General features: G+C 67.4%; 14 protein-coding genes. 8 read left to right on the top strand and 6 right to left on the bottom strand.

Annotation, left to right across the window (positions count from 1 at the left end; translation table 11 throughout):
• Positions 1–32 precede the first annotated feature (32 nt).
• Positions 33–1,610 carry a DNA polymerase Y family protein gene (locus NL241_RS08955; RefSeq protein WP_494397332.1) on the bottom strand — a complete coding sequence of 526 codons (1,578 nt, stop codon included), beginning with the start codon at positions 1,608–1,610 and terminating at the stop codon, positions 33–35.
• 46 nt (positions 1,611–1,656) lie between these two features.
• Positions 1,657–2,346, bottom strand: a complete 690-nt coding sequence (gene imuA' / locus NL241_RS08950) for a DnaE2-dependent mutagenesis accessory factor ImuA' (protein ID WP_487691028.1) — start codon at positions 2,344–2,346, stop codon at positions 1,657–1,659.
• A 234-nt stretch (positions 2,347–2,580) separates the two neighbouring features.
• Between imuA' and NL241_RS08945 the strand changes: the two genes are divergently transcribed.
• The 5 genes from NL241_RS08945 to NL241_RS08925 are packed head-to-tail and all read left to right on the top strand — an operon-like array spanning position 2,581 to position 7,700.
• Complete coding sequence (locus NL241_RS08945) at positions 2,581–3,546, top strand: alpha/beta hydrolase (protein WP_494397331.1); 966 nt, start codon at positions 2,581–2,583, stop codon at positions 3,544–3,546.
• Positions 3,543–4,376 carry an SDR family NAD(P)-dependent oxidoreductase gene (locus tag NL241_RS08940; protein WP_494397330.1) on the top strand — a complete coding sequence of 278 codons (834 nt, stop codon included), beginning with the start codon at positions 3,543–3,545 and terminating at the stop codon, positions 4,374–4,376. The genes NL241_RS08945 and NL241_RS08940 overlap by 4 nt, the downstream gene beginning before the upstream one ends.
• Positions 4,377–4,385: 9 nt before the next feature.
• On the top strand, positions 4,386–5,300 hold the full coding sequence (locus tag NL241_RS08935; protein ID WP_494397329.1) for a ferritin-like domain-containing protein: 915 nt from the start codon (positions 4,386–4,388) through the stop codon (positions 5,298–5,300).
• Positions 5,301–5,304: 4 nt separating this feature from the next.
• Positions 5,305–6,804, top strand: coding sequence for a flavin-containing monooxygenase (locus NL241_RS08930; protein WP_494397328.1), 1,500 nt, complete (start codon positions 5,305–5,307; stop codon positions 6,802–6,804).
• A complete protein-coding gene (locus tag NL241_RS08925) occupies positions 6,804–7,700 on the top strand; it encodes a MerR family transcriptional regulator (RefSeq protein ID WP_494397327.1) in 897 nt (298 codons plus the stop codon). Before NL241_RS08930 ends, NL241_RS08925 begins: the two co-directional genes overlap by 1 nt.
• Here the strand turns inward: NL241_RS08925 and guaA are convergent, their stop codons facing one another.
• On the bottom strand, positions 7,701–9,263 hold the full coding sequence (guaA, locus tag NL241_RS08920; protein ID WP_487691018.1) for a glutamine-hydrolyzing GMP synthase: 1,563 nt from the start codon (positions 9,261–9,263) through the stop codon (positions 7,701–7,703).
• A 120-nt stretch (positions 9,264–9,383) separates the two neighbouring features.
• On the opposite strand from guaA, the gene NL241_RS08915 reads away from it, so the two are divergent.
• The gene (locus NL241_RS08915; RefSeq protein WP_487691017.1) at positions 9,384–10,133 is read left to right on the top strand and encodes a beta-phosphoglucomutase family hydrolase; all 750 of its coding nucleotides are present in this window, start codon (positions 9,384–9,386) and stop codon (positions 10,131–10,133) included.
• The gene (locus tag NL241_RS08910; RefSeq protein ID WP_494397326.1) at positions 10,130–12,487 is read left to right on the top strand and encodes a glycoside hydrolase family 65 protein; all 2,358 of its coding nucleotides are present in this window, start codon (positions 10,130–10,132) and stop codon (positions 12,485–12,487) included. The genes NL241_RS08915 and NL241_RS08910 overlap by 4 nt, the downstream gene beginning before the upstream one ends.
• 63 nt (positions 12,488–12,550) lie before the next feature.
• On the opposite strand, the gene NL241_RS08905 is transcribed toward NL241_RS08910, so the two are convergent.
• From NL241_RS08905 to guaB, 3 genes are all read right to left on the bottom strand, one after another.
• The gene (locus NL241_RS08905) at positions 12,551–14,287 is read right to left on the bottom strand and encodes an FAD-binding protein (protein ID WP_494397325.1); all 1,737 of its coding nucleotides are present in this window, start codon (positions 14,285–14,287) and stop codon (positions 12,551–12,553) included.
• 243 nt (positions 14,288–14,530) lie between these two features.
• Complete coding sequence (locus NL241_RS08900) at positions 14,531–15,658, bottom strand: GuaB3 family IMP dehydrogenase-related protein (RefSeq protein ID WP_487691012.1); 1,128 nt, start codon at positions 15,656–15,658, stop codon at positions 14,531–14,533.
• Positions 15,659–15,680: 22 nt separating this feature from the next.
• On the bottom strand, positions 15,681–17,261 hold the full coding sequence (guaB, locus tag NL241_RS08895; RefSeq protein ID WP_494397324.1) for an IMP dehydrogenase: 1,581 nt from the start codon (positions 17,259–17,261) through the stop codon (positions 15,681–15,683).
• 166 nt (positions 17,262–17,427) lie between these two features.
• Between guaB and NL241_RS08890 the strand changes: the two genes are divergently transcribed.
• Positions 17,428–17,832 carry a DUF5319 domain-containing protein gene (locus tag NL241_RS08890; protein ID WP_068915726.1) on the top strand — a complete coding sequence of 135 codons (405 nt, stop codon included), beginning with the start codon at positions 17,428–17,430 and terminating at the stop codon, positions 17,830–17,832.
• Positions 17,833–17,834: the final 2 nt, after the last annotated feature.

Below are 17,834 nucleotides of genomic sequence, written 5' to 3'. Positions count from 1 at the left end.
GTGCACAACTTAATTGCCCTCAATCTATACCCCTACTCGTATACCCCCTCCACATACCAACGTCGGCGCCGATAACACAGCAGCAACGCCCGGGCGCAGTCGCCAGCCCGGGCGTCACTTTCCAGCAAGACCTGTACGCGCGCAGTGCGTCCCGCCGAGGCCGCCTGTGGGTCCCACCAGCGCTCGTCGACCTGCCACGGCCCCGCCCACCACTGCAGGTCACCCCGGAAGGCCTTGGTTCGAACACCTTTGGTGTCGGGCGAATCCAACCTGGCCGGGTCAGAGCTGAACAGCCCGCGGCCGGTGACCCGCACCGGGTTGCCGTGTGCGTCGAGTAACTCCACCGGTTCGTCGAGGACAACGGTGGGCGACGGCTCGGGCAGTTGACCCGGCCAGGGCTGCGCCGGATCCGCCATGGGTACCAGCTCATCCCCCAATGGCGTCAACGTAATTCGTTCGACAGGCCCGCGGCCGCCGCTGAGCACGGGAACCTTCACCGCCTCGGGACCGAGCAAGCCCTGCACTCGAACCAGCGCCCGGCGCGCCCGCAACCGATCCTCATCACCGAGCCCGCCCCACAGCGGCAGCTGCAACGCCCCCGCGGAGACCACCTCGACCGGCTCCAGACGCAACTGGACAATGGGCGCACTCGGACGGTCTCCCGGGTTCCGCCGGTTCAGCCAGCCATCGAGCTGCCAGCGGATCCGATCAGCGGTGGCGTCCTCGGTCAGTGGTTCGGCACACCGCCATACCCGTTCCAGCTCCTCACCTTTGGCGGTCACCGCATGGATGCCCAGCCGGGTGCAGCCCACCCCCGCTGACTCGAGGCTCCGGTGCAGTTCACTGGCCAGCGACCGCCCGGCGAAGGCCGCGGCGTCCACCCGGTCGATCGGCGGATCGCAGTTCATGACGGCAGCCAGGTCCGGCGGCACCTCTCGCCCCGAGGGGCCCCGCATCGGTTCGGCACGGGCGAGCCGATGCGCCAGCACCGCGTCGGCTCCGAAACGAGAGGCCACATCACTGCGCGTCAGCTCGGCGAACTGCCCGAAGTTACGGATTCCCATGCGCCACAGTAGATCTGCCAAATCTGCGCGCCCCGGCGAGGAGAGGCTGGGTTCGGTGGCCAGCTGCCGGATGGACAATACGGACAGGAACTTCGCATCCCCGCCGGGATCAACGAGGCGGCCGGCCCTGGCCGCGAACACAGCGGTGGGAAGTTGATCGGCGATTCCGACCTGGCACTCGGCCCCACCTGCTGCCACCGCGTCGGTCAACCGTTCCGCGGCAGCTTCCTCGGAGCCGAAGAACCGCGCCGCTCCCCGCACCGACAACACCATCAACCCTGGCCGCAGCACTTCAGCCCGCGGTACCAGCGCATCGACGGCGGCCGTCACCTCCTCGAAACAGCGGGCATCACGCATGGGATCAGCCGTCACGACGTGCAGATCAGGGCAGCGTGCCTGAGCTTCCCTTCGACGCAGGGCGCGCTTGACCCCCGCCGCACGCGCTGCCGCCGAGCAGGCGATGACCCGGTTGGCCAGCGTGACCGCCACGGGTGCGGTGGCGGGCAGTTCCGCCGACAGTGCCGCCGCCACTGCGGGCCAGTCCATGCACCAGATCGCCAGCACTCGCGAGGGCGTGCGTGAGCGGGCCACCTCAACCCGCCAACGACCGGGAGCGCGCGCCGCGCCCGGTGCCCCGGAACGCCACCTCGACCCGGCCGATCCGTCCACACCCCGGGACGGCGCCGATCGTCATGCCGTACCCGCGTACCCGCGCCTCCAGCCGCAGTGCCGCCCCCGGCCAGTCGCCGCCCGTTGCCAGCAAGGTGCAGCCCCGGTGCTGGGCCCGGGCCGTCACCGCCCGCGCCCGGGTAGGGGCCACCGATCTGCCGTTCAATCCGAGCACCACCAGGTCCATGCCGTCCATCAGCACCGCCGCCACCTCCACCGGGTCGGTGCCCGGGTCAGGTATCACTGCGAGCCGGCTCAAGTCGGCCCCCATCTCGACCGCCGCCAACAACCCGGCGTCGGGGTGACCGACGATTGCCACATGCCCTCCGTCGGCCGTCACTGCCGCTGCCAAGCTCAGCGGTAGTGACCGGGCCCCGGACAGCACCGCCACCACTCCCCTGGGCAACCCCGACGGAAGCAGCTCACGTAGCGATTCAGGGACAGCCAGCAAACTTTCCGAGGTAGGTAGGGCATCCGTTTCCGCCGGTTCGATAGCATGGCCACGCCGACCCGCCCCCACCTTGCCCGACACATCCGCAATCTGGCTGCGCAGCTGTTTCAGCAGCTCAGCCCGGTCGTCCTGAACATGAAGGGGCGAAACCGCTGCCGTCACCATCCACCTCCAGCCTGATCCGCTCACACATCCCTCGAACGCATGTTCGATTTCTCGAGTAAACACCCACCCACCGACAGAATCAAGCGGACCGATGCGCCCGGAGACGCGCGGGACCAGTGGTACGGACGAGACTCCAGAGATCGACGAAGATGCTGACATCGCCAAATAGTGTCATTGACAAATGTCACTATTTGCTGTTGCATTCCCCGCACCTACCCGATGGAGGTTGCGATGGACGCAATTCCGGCCCGCGGATCCCTGCGGTCACGCGTCGGCGCCCGGCTCAGCGCCCTCACGCTCCGACAACTCAGCGCCGTGTTGCCACCCGAACAGCCGTGGGGACTGTGGGCGTCGCGCCACATCGTCGCCACCGTCATGGAGGTCTTCGGCCCGTCCCTGTCGGGGGTCCGCGTCGAACCCATCGACGACACCCTGCCCGACGGACGCCGAGTGGTCGGCGAATGGATCACCACCTCCCCGGACACAACAGGGCAGGCCATCTACTACCTGCACGGCAGCGGTTATGCGTTGTGCTCCACCCGCACCCACCGCCGCCTGGCGGGCTGGCTGTCGGCGCTGGCCGGCGCACCGGTCTTCTGCCTGGACTACCGGTTGGCACCGGCACACCTGTTCCCCACCGCCGCAGACGATGTGCACGCCGGCTGGGACTGGCTACAGATCACCCGTGGTCTCCGCGCCGACCGCATCGTCCTGGCCGGCGATTCCGCAGGCGGGCATCTCGCCGTGGACCTGCTGCTCCACCATGGCACCGCGAAACCCGCGGCGGTGGTGCTGTTCTCGCCGCTGGTCGATCTCACCTTCACCCTTGCGCGCCACCGTGAACAGCTGCGCCCCGACCCCGCCATCAGAGCCGCAGACGCCCGGCGGCTGGTGCAGATGTACTGCCGGGGAATCGAACCCGATCACCACCGCCTCACCCACCAACTGAGGGGACCGCTACCGCCCGCCCTGATCCAGGCCGGCGGCACCGAGATGCTCGCCGCCGACGCCCACCACCTCGCCGACACCTGGCGAGCCGCCGGCGGTGACTGCGAACTGCAGATCTGGCCCGATCAGGTCCACGTGTTCCAGGCGCTGCCGCGGCTGACCCCCGAAGCCGGCGATGCCATGCAACAGGTGGCTGCCTTCGTCCGAAACCGCCTCAAGCCCAGCCACATTCACACGAAAGCGGGATGACATCCATGTTCTCCTCCCGACGCAGCCGCAACGGCCACGCCGTCGTCACCGGCGCGGGCAGTGGTATCGGCGCCGCCTTCGCCGTCGAACTCGCCGACCGCGGCAACCAGGTGCTCTGCAGCGACATCGACGACGCTGCCGCGCAACGCACCGTCGACGCGATCACCGACCAGGGCGGCCGAGCACTGGCCCACCACTGCGATGTGACCCGACTCGACGAGGTCACCGAACTCGGCCACGCGGCCCGGTCCTGGTTCGGGACCGTACCCACCCTGGTGATCAACAACGCCGGAGTGGGCGCCGGAGGCCACCCGATCGGCGACATCCCCATCGAGGACTGGCAGTGGACTCTCGGAGTGAACCTGTGGGGGCCGATCCATGGCTGCCACGTCTTCGCGCCCATGCTGCGGGACGCCGGGGGCCCGCGCGGCATCATCAACGTCGCCTCGGCCGCCTCCTTCGGGGCCGCACCGACCATGGCTGCCTACAACGTCAGCAAGGCCGCGGTGCTCTCACTGTCGGAGACCCTGGCCGCCGAGATGTCCGGCACCGGCGTGGATGTCACGGTCCTGTGCCCCACCTTCGTCAAGACCAACATCGTCACCTCCGGCCGCATCACCACCGACTCCACCCATCTGGCGGATCGACTGATGCGCTGGACCGGATTCAGCCCGGCGCGGGTGGCGCGCATGTGCCTGGACACCCACGACCGCGGAGGCCTGTACTGCATGCCCCAGCCCGATGCCCGGATCGGCTGGGGTGTCAAACGATTCGCACCCACCACCTACACCCGCACCATCGGCCTCGTGTCACGCCTGGCCCACCAGTAAGGAGAAGTCATGGACATGGATCTCATGCTCACCAAGATCAAGGACCGGCAGTGGGCGTTGGCCGACATCGACTGGGACGCCCCAGGGGCCGAGCTGATCACCGATGAACAACGGCCGAAACTCAAGGCGTTCATGGCCGACCTGTGCTGGATCGAGAACATCGGTGCCCGCGGCTTCGCCGCACTGGCCAAGAAGGCGCCCACCCCCACCATCGCCGAGATCTACCGCTACTTCCACGCCGAGGAGCAGCGCCACGCCAATGCCGAACTGGCTCTGATGAAGCGGTGGGGCATGCTCGACGACGGCGAGATGCCCGAACCCAACATCAACATCCGGCTCGCCATCGAGCGGCTGGACCGTTACGCCGACGGCATGTCGCTGTCGATCCTGGGCACCGTGATCCCGATGCTCGAGGTGGCGCTCGACGGGGCGCTGCTGAAATTCCTGCTCGATGAAGTGCACGACCCGGTGTGCCATCAAGTGTTCGAGAAGATCAACAACGACGAATCCCGGCACATCGCCGTCGATTTCGAGGTTCTCAACATGATCGGCTTCGCCGATGCCCGCAGGCTGGCCATCGAGTTCGTAGGCAACGTCGCCACTCCCGGCCTGATCATCGGCGCCCTGATGTACGTCCCGCTGCTCAACCGGATCCGCAACGAGATCATCGGTATGGGCATGGAACCCGAGATGCTCTACAACGCCGTCAAACGCTTCAGGAAACTCGGTGAACGCGGCGAGAAGACCTGGCGGGTACCCACCTATCAGGTACTCAAGGTGCACTCCCGCGCCGTGGTGAACCCCCACCACCCTTACCATCTGCTGGCCAACTCCATGGTGTGGCTGTCCGAGCGGTACCCTCGTCCCCTACTACGGCCCATACCCTCCTGGTTCAAGGAACTGACCCACGAACCGGCGGCCTGACATCATGGCACGCAACCCGATTCACGACACCCTGATCATCGGCGCGGGTTTCACCGGCATCGGCGCGGCGACCAAGTTGCGCCAAGCAGGCGTCGAGGACATCGTGCTCCTGGAGCGCAGCGACCGGGTGGGCGGTACGTGGCGCGACAACAGCTACCCCGGCGCGGCGTGCGACATCCCGTCGGTGCTCTATTCGTTCTCGTTCGTCCCGAACCCGAACTGGTCACGCACCTACTCCGGGGCAGCCGAGATCTGCGCCCACATCGAGGCCATGGCCGACGAGTTCGGCGTGCGGAAACACATCCGGTTCAACACCGAACTCACCGGACTGACCTTCGACGAGGACACCGGCGTGTGGACCGCGAACACCGACCAGCGCAAAACCTTTCGTGCCCGCACCGTGGTGCTGGCATCGGGTCCGCTACCGGACCACAAACTGCCCGACATCCGCGGTATCGACACCTACCGTGGGACGGTCATCCACAGCGCCCGCTGGGATCACGACTACGACTTCACCGGGAAGCGGGTCGGGGTCATCGGGACCGGCGCCAGCGCCGTGCAGATCGTGCCCGAACTGGTCAAACAGGCCGAGTTCGTCAAGGTGTTCCAGCGGACCCCGGGCTGGGTGCTGCCGCGGCTGGACATCCAAACCCCGAAGCTCGCCCGCACCGTGTTCGCCAAAGCGCCGGCCACACAACAACTTGCGCGCCGGGCGCTGTACTGGGGACACGAAGCCAGCGCCACCGCACTGGTGTGGAACACCCCGTTGACCGCGCTGGTGGCTCGCCTCGGCAAGCTCCATCTGCGCCACGCCGTCAAAGATCCCTGGCTGCGCCGGCAGCTCACCCCGGCCTTCACCCCCGGCTGCAAACGGATGCTGATGTCCAGCGACTATTACCCCGCGCTACAACGGGACAACTGCAAGCTCATCGACTGGCCGATCGCCACCATGAGTCCCGTCGGCATCCGCACCAGCGACGGAATCGAACACCACCTCGATTGCATCGTCGTCGCCACCGGCTTCGACGTCCATCTCACCGGACCACCGTTTCCGGTGCTCGGCATCGGCGGTCGGACCCTCGCGCAGGAGTGGGCCGGTGGCGCGCAGGCCTACAAGAGCATCAACGTCCACGGCTATCCCAACCTGTTCGTCATGACCGGCCCCAACTCCGGGCCGGGACACAACTCGCTGCTGGTCTACGTCGAAGGCCAGCTGGAGTACGCCACCCGCGCCATCACCACCATTCTCGGCGAGAAACTGCGCTATCTCGACGTCCGCGCCGAAGTGCAGCAACGCCACAACGCCACGCTCCAACGGCGGTTGACGAAGACGACGTGGATGTCCGGCTGCACCAGCTGGTATCTGACCGCCGACGGCGTCAACGCGTCGATGTACCCCGGCTTCGCCACCCAGTATCTTCGACAGATGCAGGATTTCCGGCGCAGCGATTACACGGCGGTGAGCATGGTGACCCGGAGCGCCCTGGTTCACTCCTCGGCCTGATGGCGCCCAAACAGCCGTCCGGGCCCGTCGGCACGATCCTGCACAACCTGCGCCGGGCGCCGCGCCGGCTCGGGCGACAGTCGCGTGACGTCGTCGAGAACGCGGTGTCCCAGCTCTTCCACGCGGTGGTCTCCTCCCCGGACGCCGCAACGGGTTCCTCGGGTGAGTACCGCGTCGAGGAGCTGGCCCGGCTGGCTGACACCGCCACCCGCAACATCCGGGTCTACCGCGACCGCGGGCTGCTGCACCCGCCGATGCGGGTCGGCCGGATCGCGCTCTACAACGACACCCACCTCACCCGACTACGCCTGATCACCTCGATGCTGGAACGCGGCTACAACCTGGCCCATGTCGACGAGATGCTCAGCGCCTGGGAGCAGGGCAAGGACCTGGGCGCGGTGCTCGGCCTGGAATCGGCGATCGTCGGCACCTGGGCCGCGGAGAAACCCCAGACCATGCCAAGGGCGCAGGCGCTGGCGTTGATCGACGACGCGGCGGCGTTCGACCGCCTGCTGTCGGTGGGTCTGCTCCGTACCGACGGCGACGACGTGACGGTGATGCGGCCGGCTTTGATCGAAGCTTTCCGCGAGATGCGCGGGTTCGGTGTGAGCTACGACACCCTGATCGACGTCCACGAGCAGGTGCTGCCGCACATCGCCGAGATCAGCCGCATCCTGGTCCAGGCCGGCGCCGCGCACGTGCTGCCGAAGATCACCCCCGGGAAGTCACTGCCCGACGACACCGAGGTGGCCGAGTTGGTCACCATGCTGGTGCGTTTTCGTACCCAGGCGGTGGCCTCGGTGACCGCCACCTTGGCTCATTCGATCGAGAGCACCATCGAGGCACTCGTCAGCCAGTTGCTGGCCGAGTTCATCGAGAAGGACGAGCCGGACTGATCACTCCCACTCGATGGTGCCCGGCGGCTTGCTGGTGATGTCCAGCACCACGCGGTTGACCTCGGGCACCTCGTTGGTGATGCGTGTCGAGATCCGCTCGAGCACCTCGTAGGGCACTCGGGTCCAGTCGGCGGTCATGGCGTCCTCGCTGGACACCGGGCGCAGCACGATCGGATGCCCGTAAGTGCGTCCGTCGCCCTGCACACCGACCGAGCGCACGTCGGCCAGCAGCACCACCGGGCACTGCCAGATCTGCGCGTCCTGACCGGCCGCGGTCAACTCCTCGCGAGCGATGGAATCGGCCCGCCGCAGGGTGTCCAACCGCTGCGCCGTCACCTCGCCGACGATGCGGATACCCAGACCGGGGCCCGGGAACGGTTGGCGCCCAACGATTTCCTCGGGCAAGCCGAGCTCACGGCCAACGGCGCGCACCTCGTCTTTGAACAGCAGGCGCAGCGGTTCGACCAACTTGAACTTCAGATCGTCGGGCAGGCCGCCGACATTGTGATGGCTCTTGATGTTGGCGGTCCCGGACCCGCCGCCGGATTCGACGACGTCCGGATACAGCGTGCCCTGCACCAGGAAGTCGACCTCCGGGCCGCCGTCCTCGACGATATCGCGGACCGCACCCTCGAACGCCCGGATGAACTCGCGGCCGATGATCTTGCGCTTGCCCTCGGGATTGGTGACCCCGGACAGCTTCTCCAGGAACGTGGCCTCGGCATCGACGGTCACCAGCTTGGCCCCGGTGGAGGCGACGAAATCGCGCTGCACCTGATCTCGCTCACCGGCGCGCAGCAACCCGTGATCGACGAACACACACGTCAGGCGGTCACCGATGGCGCGTTGCACCAACGCCGCGGCCACCGCGGAATCCACCCCACCGGACAACCCGCAGATGGCACGGCCGTCCCCGACCTGGTCACGGACCTGCTCGATCAACGTCTCGGCGATGTTGGCGGCCGTCCACTTGGCGCCGATCCCAGCGAACTCGTGCAGGAACCGGCTCAGCACCTGCTGGCCATGCGGGCTGTGCATCACCTCGGGGTGATACTGCACGCCGGCCAACCGGCGGGCCCGGTTCTCGAACGCCGCCACCGGCGCCCCGGAACTGCTGGCCACCACATCGAACCCACTGGGCGCCTCGGTGACGGCATCCCCATGGCTCATCCAGACCGGCTGCATCTCCGGCAGACCCGAATGCAGATCGCCACCAACGACATTCAGTTCGGTGCGGCCGTACTCGCTGGTGCCGGTGTGCGCGACGGTACCGCCGAGCGCCTGCGCCATCGCCTGGAATCCGTAGCAGATACCGAACACCGGCACGTCGAGGTCGAACATCGCCGGATCGAGCTGCGGCGCACCCTCGGCGTACACGCTGGACGGGCCACCCGAGAGCACGATCGCCTGCGGGTCCTTGGCCTTGATCTCCTCGACCGTCGCGGTATGCGGGAGGACCTCGGAGAACACCCGCGCCTCGCGGACACGACGAGCGATCAGCTGCGCGTACTGCGCACCGAAGTCGATGACGAGCACAGGGCGTGGGGAGGGATGATCTGCCACTGGGCCAGTCTAGTCGGGCCCGGTCAACGAGCCGGTGCGAGGCACGAGGCGCCGGGGCGGAAGGGCCGGCGCGACCGACGACACACATGCCGCACGTGCGGATCGGGTACGTCTGATGTCGTGTTCGGATTACCGGAGAACGTACGCACCTGCCTGTTCGACCTCGACGGCGTCCTCACCGACACCGCCAGCGTGCACACCAAGGCCTGGACGAGGATGTTCGACGATTTCCTGCGCGCCCGGGCGGCCCGCACGGGACAGCAGTTCGTGCCCTTCGACCCGGCCGAGGACTACCGCACCTACATCGACGGCAAGAAGCGCGAAGACGGCGTGCGGTCGTTTCTGGCCGGCCGGGGAATCACCTTGCCCGAAGGCGGCACCGGCGACAGCGCCGACGCCGAGACGGTGCATGGACTCGGCAACCGCAAGAACGACATGTTCCAGCAGACGTTGCACACCGATGGTGTGACCGTGTTCGAGGGTTCCCGGCGCTACCTGCAGACGGTCAGCGACGCCGGCTTCGCCATCGCGGTGGTGTCCTCCAGCGCCAACACCCGCGAAGTCCTCGAGCTCACCGGACTGGACCGATTCGTCGACGTCCGCGTCGACGGAGTGACGATGCGCGACGAGAACATCCGCGGCAAACCGGCCCCCGACTCCTTCCTGCGGGCCGCCCAACTACTGGACGCCGAGCCCGCTGACGCCGCAGTTTTCGAGGACGCCCTGGCCGGCGTCGAGGCCGGTCGGGCCGGCGGCTTCGGCATAGTGGTCGGTGTGGACCGCCTCGATCAAGCTGACGCCCTCCGACGCCACGGCGCTGACATCGTCGTCACCGACCTCGCCCAGCTGCTCGAGACGGCAGCCCAGTGATCAGCCAGGACATCTTTCCCGTCGACCCCTGGCACATCCGTGAAACCCGACTCGAATTCGATCTTCTCGACGAAGCCGAATCACTGTTCGCTCTGTCCAACGGCCACCTCGGTCTGCGAGGCAATCTCGATGAGGGCGAACCGAACGGCCTACCCGGCACCTACCTCAACTCGTTCTTCGAGATTCGCCCGCTGCCCTACGCCGAAGCCGGATTCGGCTATCCCGAAGCGGGCCAGACGCTGGTCAACGTCACCAACGGCAAGCTGTTCCGGCTGCTCGTCGACGATGAGCCCTTCGACGTGCGCTACGGGGAGCTGCTGTCGCACGAACGCACCCTCGACCTGCGCGCGGGAACCCTTACCCGCGAAGCACATTGGCGCTCCCCCGCCGGGAAACAGGTCAAAGTGCATTCGACGCGGCTGGTGTCGCTGGTGCACCGCAGCGTGGCGGCCATCGAGTACATCGTCGAGGCCGTCGACGAATTCGTGCGTGTCACAGTGCAATCCGAGTTGGTCACCAACGAGGACCAACCCGACACCGAGGATGACCCGCGCGTCTCGGCCGCGTTGAAGGACCCGCTGCAGGCGGTCCACCACGAAAACACCGATCTGATGGCGCTGCTGGTGCACCAGACCCGCGGCAGCGGACTGATGATGGCCGCCGCGATGGATCACGACATCGACGTTCCGGGCCGGGTCGAGACCGCCACCGACGCGCACGAGGATCTGGCCCGCACCACGGTGATCTGTGGGCTTCGCCCCGGCCAGAAGTTGCGCATCACCAAGTATCTGGCCTATGGCTGGTCCAGCCTGCGGTCGCGGCCGGCTCTGCGCGACCAGGTGTCCGGGGCGATCACCGGCGCCCGCTACGCCGGGTGGCAGGGCCTGCTCGATTCTCAGCGCGAGTATCTCGACGACTTCTGGGACTGCGCCGACGTGGAAGTGGAAGGTGACGCCGACGTGCAACAAGCCGTGCGGTTCGGCCTGTTCCACGTGCTGCAGGCCAGCGCCCGCGCGGAGCGCCGCGCGATCCCGGGCAAGGGGTTGACGGGCAACGGCTACGACGGACATGCCTTCTGGGACACCGAGGGTTTCGTGCTTCCGGTGCTCACCTACACCGTCCCGTCCGCCGCCGCCGACGCATTACGTTGGCGGGCAAGCACGCTGGATCTCGCCAAGGAACGGGCAAAGACCTTGAGCCTGAAGGGGGCAGCGTTTCCGTGGCGCACCATCCGGGGCGAGGAGTGCTCGGCCTACTGGCCGGCAGGCACGGCGGCCTGGCACGTCAACGCCGATATCGCGATGGCGTTCGAGCGCTATCGCCTTGTCACCGGCGATGATTCGCTGGAACGCGAGTGCGGGCTGACCGTACTGGTAGAGACCGCCCGGTTGTGGATGTCGCTGGGCCACCACGACAGACACGGTGTCTGGCATCTGGACGGGGTCACCGGCCCCGACGAGTACACCGCGGTGGTGCGCGACAACGTGTTCACCAACCTGATGGCGGCGGGCAATCTGCGGGCGGCCACCGAGGCCTGCCTGCGTCACCCCGATGCCGCCCACGACCTCGGAGTGACCAACGAGGAGACTGCCGCGTGGCGCGATGCCGCCGGGGCCGCCCACATCCCGTTCGACGAGGAACTGGGTGTGCATCAACAACACGACGGCTTCACCACACTGCGGGAGTGGGATTTCGACGCCGACGCCAGCTATCCGCTGCTACTGACCCAGCCGTACGTGCGGCTGTATCCGTCGCAGGTGGTCAAGCAGGCCGACCTGGTGCTGGCAATGCAATGGCAGAGCCACGCGTTCACCGAGGAGCAGAAGGCGCGCAACGTCGACTACTACGAACGGCGCACCACGCGTGATTCCTCACTGTCGGCGTGCACGCAAGCGGTCATGTGCGCCGACGTCGGGCACCTCGAACTTGCACACGACTACACCTACGAGGCCGCGCTGATCGATCTGCGCAACCTGCACAAGAACACCCGCAACGGCCTGCACATGGCATCACTGGCCGGCGGCTGGACGGCGCTGGTGGGCGGATTCGGCGGGTTGCGTGACGACGAAGGCGTGCTGTCGCTCAACCCGCAGCTGCCCGACGGCATCGGGCGCCTGCGATTCCGGTTGCGCTGGCGCGACTTCCGCCTGACCGTCGACGTCACCCACGACGACGTCACCTACACCTTGCGAGACGGTCCGCACGGTGCGCTCAGCATCCGGCACGCCGGAGAGGACCTACGGCTCAGCACCGACGGGCCCACCACCGTGGCCATCAAGCGGCGCCACCCGCTGCTGCCCGCACCGCACCAGCCGCCGGGGTGTGAACCCATGCGGCACCGACTCAAGAGCTGACCGGCGCGTCCCGGTCCAGGGGAAGGAAACAGGGCGCTGCAGCACAGGTGAGACGTCGGCCAGTCAGCCGGCCGAGGTCACCGGTTCGATCGGCAACTGCCGCAACGCACCTGGTGCGTCGTGGGGTACGACGGGATTGCGCGGCGCGATGGGCGCCAGCCGACGATAGGGCTCGCCTTGGGCCGGACGCAGGTCGTCCTCCCCTTTGTTGGGCCACAGCGACGCCGCCCGCTCGGCTTGAGCGGTGATGGACAGCGACGGGTTCACTCCGAGATTCGCCGAGATGGCCGCCCCATCGGTGACATACAGCGTCGGATAGTTGTAGACCCGGTGGTAGGGGTCGATGACACCGTGTTCGGCATCCGCGGCGATGGGGGCACCGCCGAGGAAATGCGCGGTCAACGGGATGTTGAACATCTCGCCCCACGTGCCGCCGGCCACACCGTCGATCTTCTTGGCGATCCGCCGGGTCACCTCGTTGCCGACGGGGATCCACGTCGGGTTCGGCTCGCCGTGGCCCTGCTTGCTGGTCAATCGGCGTTTCCCGAACTTGGTGCGTTTCGTGTATGTGGTGATGGAGTTGTCGAGGTGCTGCATCACCAGTGCGATCATCGTCCGCTCACTCCAGCGACGCGCGTTGAGCAACCTCAGAGTCCCGCGCGGATCTTCAGCTGCGTTGTGCAGCAACTGCTTCCACCGCGGGATGTCGGTGCCATCCGGACCGTTGCCGTCGGTCATCAGGGTCTGCAGCAGACCCATCGCGTTGGAGCCCTTGCCGTAGCGGCATGGCTCGATGTGTGTGTCCGGCGTCGGATGGATCGACGACGTGATCGCCACACCGTGGGTGAGATCCAGATCGTCGGACACCCGGAGCCGGCCGGCCCCCACGATGGACTCGGAGTTGGTGCGCGTCAGCACCCCCAGCCGTTCGGACAGTTTCGGAAGCGTGCCGGTGTCGCGCATCTTGAACAGCAGCTTCTGGGTGCCGAACGTGCCTGCGGCCAGCACGACGTGGTTGGCCGTGAAGGTGCGCTTGTGCCGGCGAATGCGACTGCCGGTGCGGACGGTCTGCACCTCCCAGAGCCCGTCGCCGCGCTGGTGCAGGCTGGTCACGGTTGTCATCGGATGTATCTCCGTCCCAGCGGATTCCGCGAGACCGAGGTAATTCTTCAACAGCGTGTTCTTGGCACCGTACCGGCAGCCCGTCATGCAGGACCCGCACTCGATACAGCCCGTGCGCTCAGGTCCGGCACCGCCGAAGTACGGATCGGGCACCCGCTTGCCCGGGGTCTTGGTGCCGTCGGGCCCGAAGAACACGCCCACCGGGGTGGGCACGAAGGTGTCGCCGACGCCCATGTCATCGGCGACTTCTTTCATGATGCGGTCGGCGTCGGTGAACGTCGGGTTGGTGACGACGCCGAGCATGCGCTGGGCCTGCTCGTAGTGCGGCATCAATTCCGATCGCCAGTCGGTGATGGCCTTCCACTGCGGGTCGTTGAAGAACGGGTCCGGCGGGACGTACAGCGTGTTGGCGTAGTTCAGCGACCCGCCGCCGACACCTGCTCCGGCGAGGATGAGGACGTCACGCAGGAGGTGGATGCGCTGGATGCCGTAACACCCGAATTGTGGGGCCCAGAGGAATTTGCGGAGGTTCCACGAGGTCTTGGCGAATTCCTCATCGGCAAACCGCCTGCCGGCTTCGAGGACGCCGACCCGGTAGCCCTTCTCGGTCAGCCGCAGCGCCGTGACGCTTCCGCCGAACCCCGACCCGATGACCAGCACGTCGTAATCAGGAGCCATGGCCACAGTATGAACTTACCGGCCGGTAACAAGCTAGTGAGGGTTGCCTAACATCGTTGCCGAGTCGCCACATATATGCGGATTACGACGCGACACGCCGACTGGCCGTCGTGGCACACACATATGTGGCGGCGCCGACGCCCAGCCGGCCCACATATATGCGGGTTTACTACCCGACACGCCGACTGGCCGTCGTGGCACACACATATGTGGCGGGCCAGGGCGCGGGCCAGGAGAGCGGGGTCAGGAACCGACGGCCAGGCCGACCTTCTGGAATTCCTTGAGGTCGCAGTAGCCGGCTTTGGCCATGGACCGGCGCAGACCGCCGACCAGGTTCAGCGTGCCGAACGGATCATCAGACGGGCCGTTGAGGACCTGCTCCAGCGACGGCCGCTCCCCGTCGGCGACCTGCAGCAGGGCGCCGCGGGGCAGCGACGGGTGCGCCGCAGCGGGCGGCCAGAACCAGCCGTCGCCCTGGGCCTCGGCCGAGGCCGCCAGCGGCGTACCCAGCACCACAGCGTCGGCGCCGCAGGCGATCGCCTTGGCCAGCTCGCCCGAGGTGTGGATGTCGCCGTCGGCCAGCACGTGCACGTAGCGGCCGCCGGTCTCGTCGAGGTACTCGCGCCGGGCCGCAGCCGCGTCGGCGATCGCGGTGGCCATCGGCACGCTGATGCCGAGCACCTCGTTGCTGGTGGTCACGCCCCAGGTGGAGCCGTAGCCGACGATGACACCCGCGGCGCCGGTGCGCATCAGGTGTAGCGCGGTCCGGTGATCCAGCACGCCGCCGGCCACCACCGGGATGTCGAGCTCGGAGATGAATGTCTTGAGGTTCAGCGGTTCACCGTCGGAGGCCACCCGCTCCGCGGAGATGATGCTGCCCTGGATGATCAGCAGATCGATCCCGGCGGCCACCAGGGTGGGGGTCAGCGCCTGGGCGTTCTGCGGGCTCACCCGCACCGCGGTGGTGACACCCGCTTCGCGGACCCGCGCGACGGCCGCACCCAGCAGATCGAGATCCAGCGGTGCGGCGTGCAACTGCTGCAACAGCCGAATCGATGCGGACGGCTCGGGCTCCTTGCCCGCCGCCTCGACCACCTGCGCCACCTTGGCTTCCACATCGGCATGCCGCCCGATCAGGCCTTCACCGTTGAGCACGCCGAGACCGCCGAGACGGCCCAGCTCGATGGCGAACTCCGGGGAGGCCAGCGCGTCGGTGGGATGGCTGACCACGGGGATCTCGAACCGGTAGGCGTCGAGCTGCCACGCCGTCGACACGTCCTTGCTCGAGCGGGTGCGCCGCGACGGCACGATGTTGATGTCATCGAGTTCGTACGTCCGCCGGGCTGTTCTGCCCATGCCGATTTCAACCATGTCACGCATATTGATGCGACCCCTAGCGCGAGTAGTAGTTCGGCGCTTCGACGGTCATCGTGATGTCATGCGGATGGCTCTCTTTGAGGCCCGCCGCGGTGATCCGCACGAATTGCGCCTGCTGCAACTGCTCGATGGTGGCCGCGCCGGTGTACCCCATGGCGGCCCGCAGACCGCCGGTGAGCTGGTGGATGACCGTCGACAGCGGTCCGCGGAACGGGACACGGCCTTCGATGCCTTCGGGCACCAGCTTGTCCTCGGACAGCACGTCGTCCTGGAAGTAGCGGTCCTTGGAGAAGGAGCCGCGGTCGCCGGCACTCCCCCCGTTCGAACGGCCCTGCATGGCGCCCAACGATCCCATGCCGCGGTAGCTCTTGAACTGTTTGCCATTGACGAAGATCAGGTCGCCCGGGGCCTCGGCGGTGCCGGCCAGCAACGAGCCCAGCATCGCGGTGGACGCGCCGGCGGCCAGCGCCTTGGCGATGTCGCCGGAGTACTGCAGGCCGCCGTCGGCGATCACCGGAACCCCGGCGCGCTTGGTGGCGGCGACGGCTTCCAGGATGGCCGTGATCTGCGGTGCGCCCACACCGGCAACCACCCGCGTGGTGCAGATGGAACCCGGCCCCACACCGACCTTCACCGCGTCGGCTCCGGCCTCCACCAGCGCCAGTGCTGCGCTGCGGGTCGCGACATTGCCGCCCACCACCTGTACGCGGTCGCCGACCTCGGCCTTGAGCTTGCCCACCATGTCGAGCACCCGGCGGTTGTGGGCATGCGCGGTGTCGACGATCAGGACGTCCACCCCGGCGTCGACCAGCGACATCGAACGCAACCAGGCGTCGTCGCCGACACCCACGGCGGCACCGACGAGCAGCCGGCCGTCGCTGTCCTTGGTGGCCAGCGGATGCTGCTCGGTCTTGACGAAGTCCTTCACCGTGATGAGGCCGGTCAGCTTGCCGTTGCCGTCGACGATCGGCAGCTTCTCGATCTTGTTCCGCCGCAGCAGTCCCAGAGCCGCATCGGCGCTGACGCCCTCGCGGGCGGTGATCAGCGGCGCCTTGGTCATCACCTCGGCGACGGGCTTGTTCTGGTCGACCTCGAACCGCATATCGCGGTTGGTGATGATCCCGACGAGCGCACCGCTGCCGTCCACCACGGGCAGACCCGAGATCCGGAAGCGCGCACACAGGGCGTCGACCTCGGCCAGCGTGTTCTCCGGCGTGCAGGTGACCGGGTCGGTCACCATGCCGGCCTCAGAGCGTTTGACGGTCTCGACCTGGGCGGCCTGCTCGGTCAGCGGCAGGTTGCGGTGCAGCACACCCATACCGCCGGCGCGGGCCATGGCGATCGCCATCCGCGCTTCGGTCACGGTGTCCATGGCCGAGCTGACCAGCGGCACGCGCAGCCGGATCTTCTTGGTGAGCTGACTGGAGGTGTCGGCCGTGGCGGGAATGACGTCCGAGGCGGCCGGGAGCAGCAGCACGTCGTCGAAGGTCAGACCGAGCATGGCGACCTTGTTGGGATCGTCGCCGCCGGTGGGCACGCGATCCTCGTAGAACGCGGGTGTGGCGTTGACCTCGACATCGGAAATTGGTCGAACCATCAGTGGGGCCTCCAACAACAGCAGTGCCTCCACGAACAATGCGGAGTGAGGAACCCATCCTATCGGCTCGCCGGACCGATCTGGACGCCCCCGGGAGCCCGGCATGCCACTTGCGCAGGTAAGGATCAGCTAGCGCGATAGCAGCACGGCTGCGTACTGTAGAGGCGTGCGCGACCACCTCCCGCCGGGTTTGCCGCCCGACCCCTTCGCAGATGACCCCGCAGACCCGTCGGCGGCCCTCGATGCGATCGAGCCTGGGCAACCGCTCGACCCGCAGGAACGGACGGCCGTCGAGGCTGACCTGGCGGACCTCGCGGTTTACGAGGCGCTGTTGGCGCACAAGGGAATTCGCGGTCTCGTCGTCTGCTGTGACGAATGCCAGCAGGATCACTACCACGACTGGGACATGCTGCGGGCAAACCTGCTGCAGCTGCTGATCGACGGCACGGTCCGCCCGCACGAGCCGGCTTACGATCCCGAGCCCGACTCCTACGTCACGTGGGATTACTGCCGCGGCTACGCCGATGCGTCGCTCAACGAAGCGACCTCCGACAGTGATGGATATCGCTGAAA

This window comes from Mycolicibacterium sp. SMGY-1XX, from assembly GCF_059132455.1.
Note: the sequence above shows the minus strand (reverse complement) of the source record. Positions and strands in the feature narration are given on the sequence as shown.

Bases quoted from the DNA above. Each gene is read 5' to 3' on its own strand.
- NL241_RS08940 (WP_494397330.1), top strand. From the start codon at position 3,543: ATGACATCCATGTTCTCCTCCCGACGCAGCCGCAACGGCCACGCCGTC.
- guaB (WP_494397324.1), bottom strand. From the start codon at position 17,261: ATGGTTCGACCAATTTCCGATGTCGAGGTCAACGCCACACCCGCGTTC.
- NL241_RS08905 (WP_494397325.1), bottom strand. From the start codon at position 14,287: ATGGCTCCTGATTACGACGTGCTGGTCATCGGGTCGGGGTTCGGCGGA.
- NL241_RS08925 (WP_494397327.1), top strand. From the start codon at position 6,804: ATGGCGCCCAAACAGCCGTCCGGGCCCGTCGGCACGATCCTGCACAAC.
- NL241_RS08945 (WP_494397331.1), top strand. From the start codon at position 2,581: ATGGACGCAATTCCGGCCCGCGGATCCCTGCGGTCACGCGTCGGCGCC.
- NL241_RS08900 (WP_487691012.1), bottom strand. From the start codon at position 15,658: ATGGTTGAAATCGGCATGGGCAGAACAGCCCGGCGGACGTACGAACTC.
- NL241_RS08935 (WP_494397329.1), top strand. From the start codon at position 4,386: ATGGACATGGATCTCATGCTCACCAAGATCAAGGACCGGCAGTGGGCG.
- NL241_RS08930 (WP_494397328.1), top strand. From the start codon at position 5,305: ATGGCACGCAACCCGATTCACGACACCCTGATCATCGGCGCGGGTTTC.
- NL241_RS08955 (WP_494397332.1), bottom strand. From the start codon at position 1,610: ATGGACTGGCCCGCAGTGGCGGCGGCACTGTCGGCGGAACTGCCCGCC.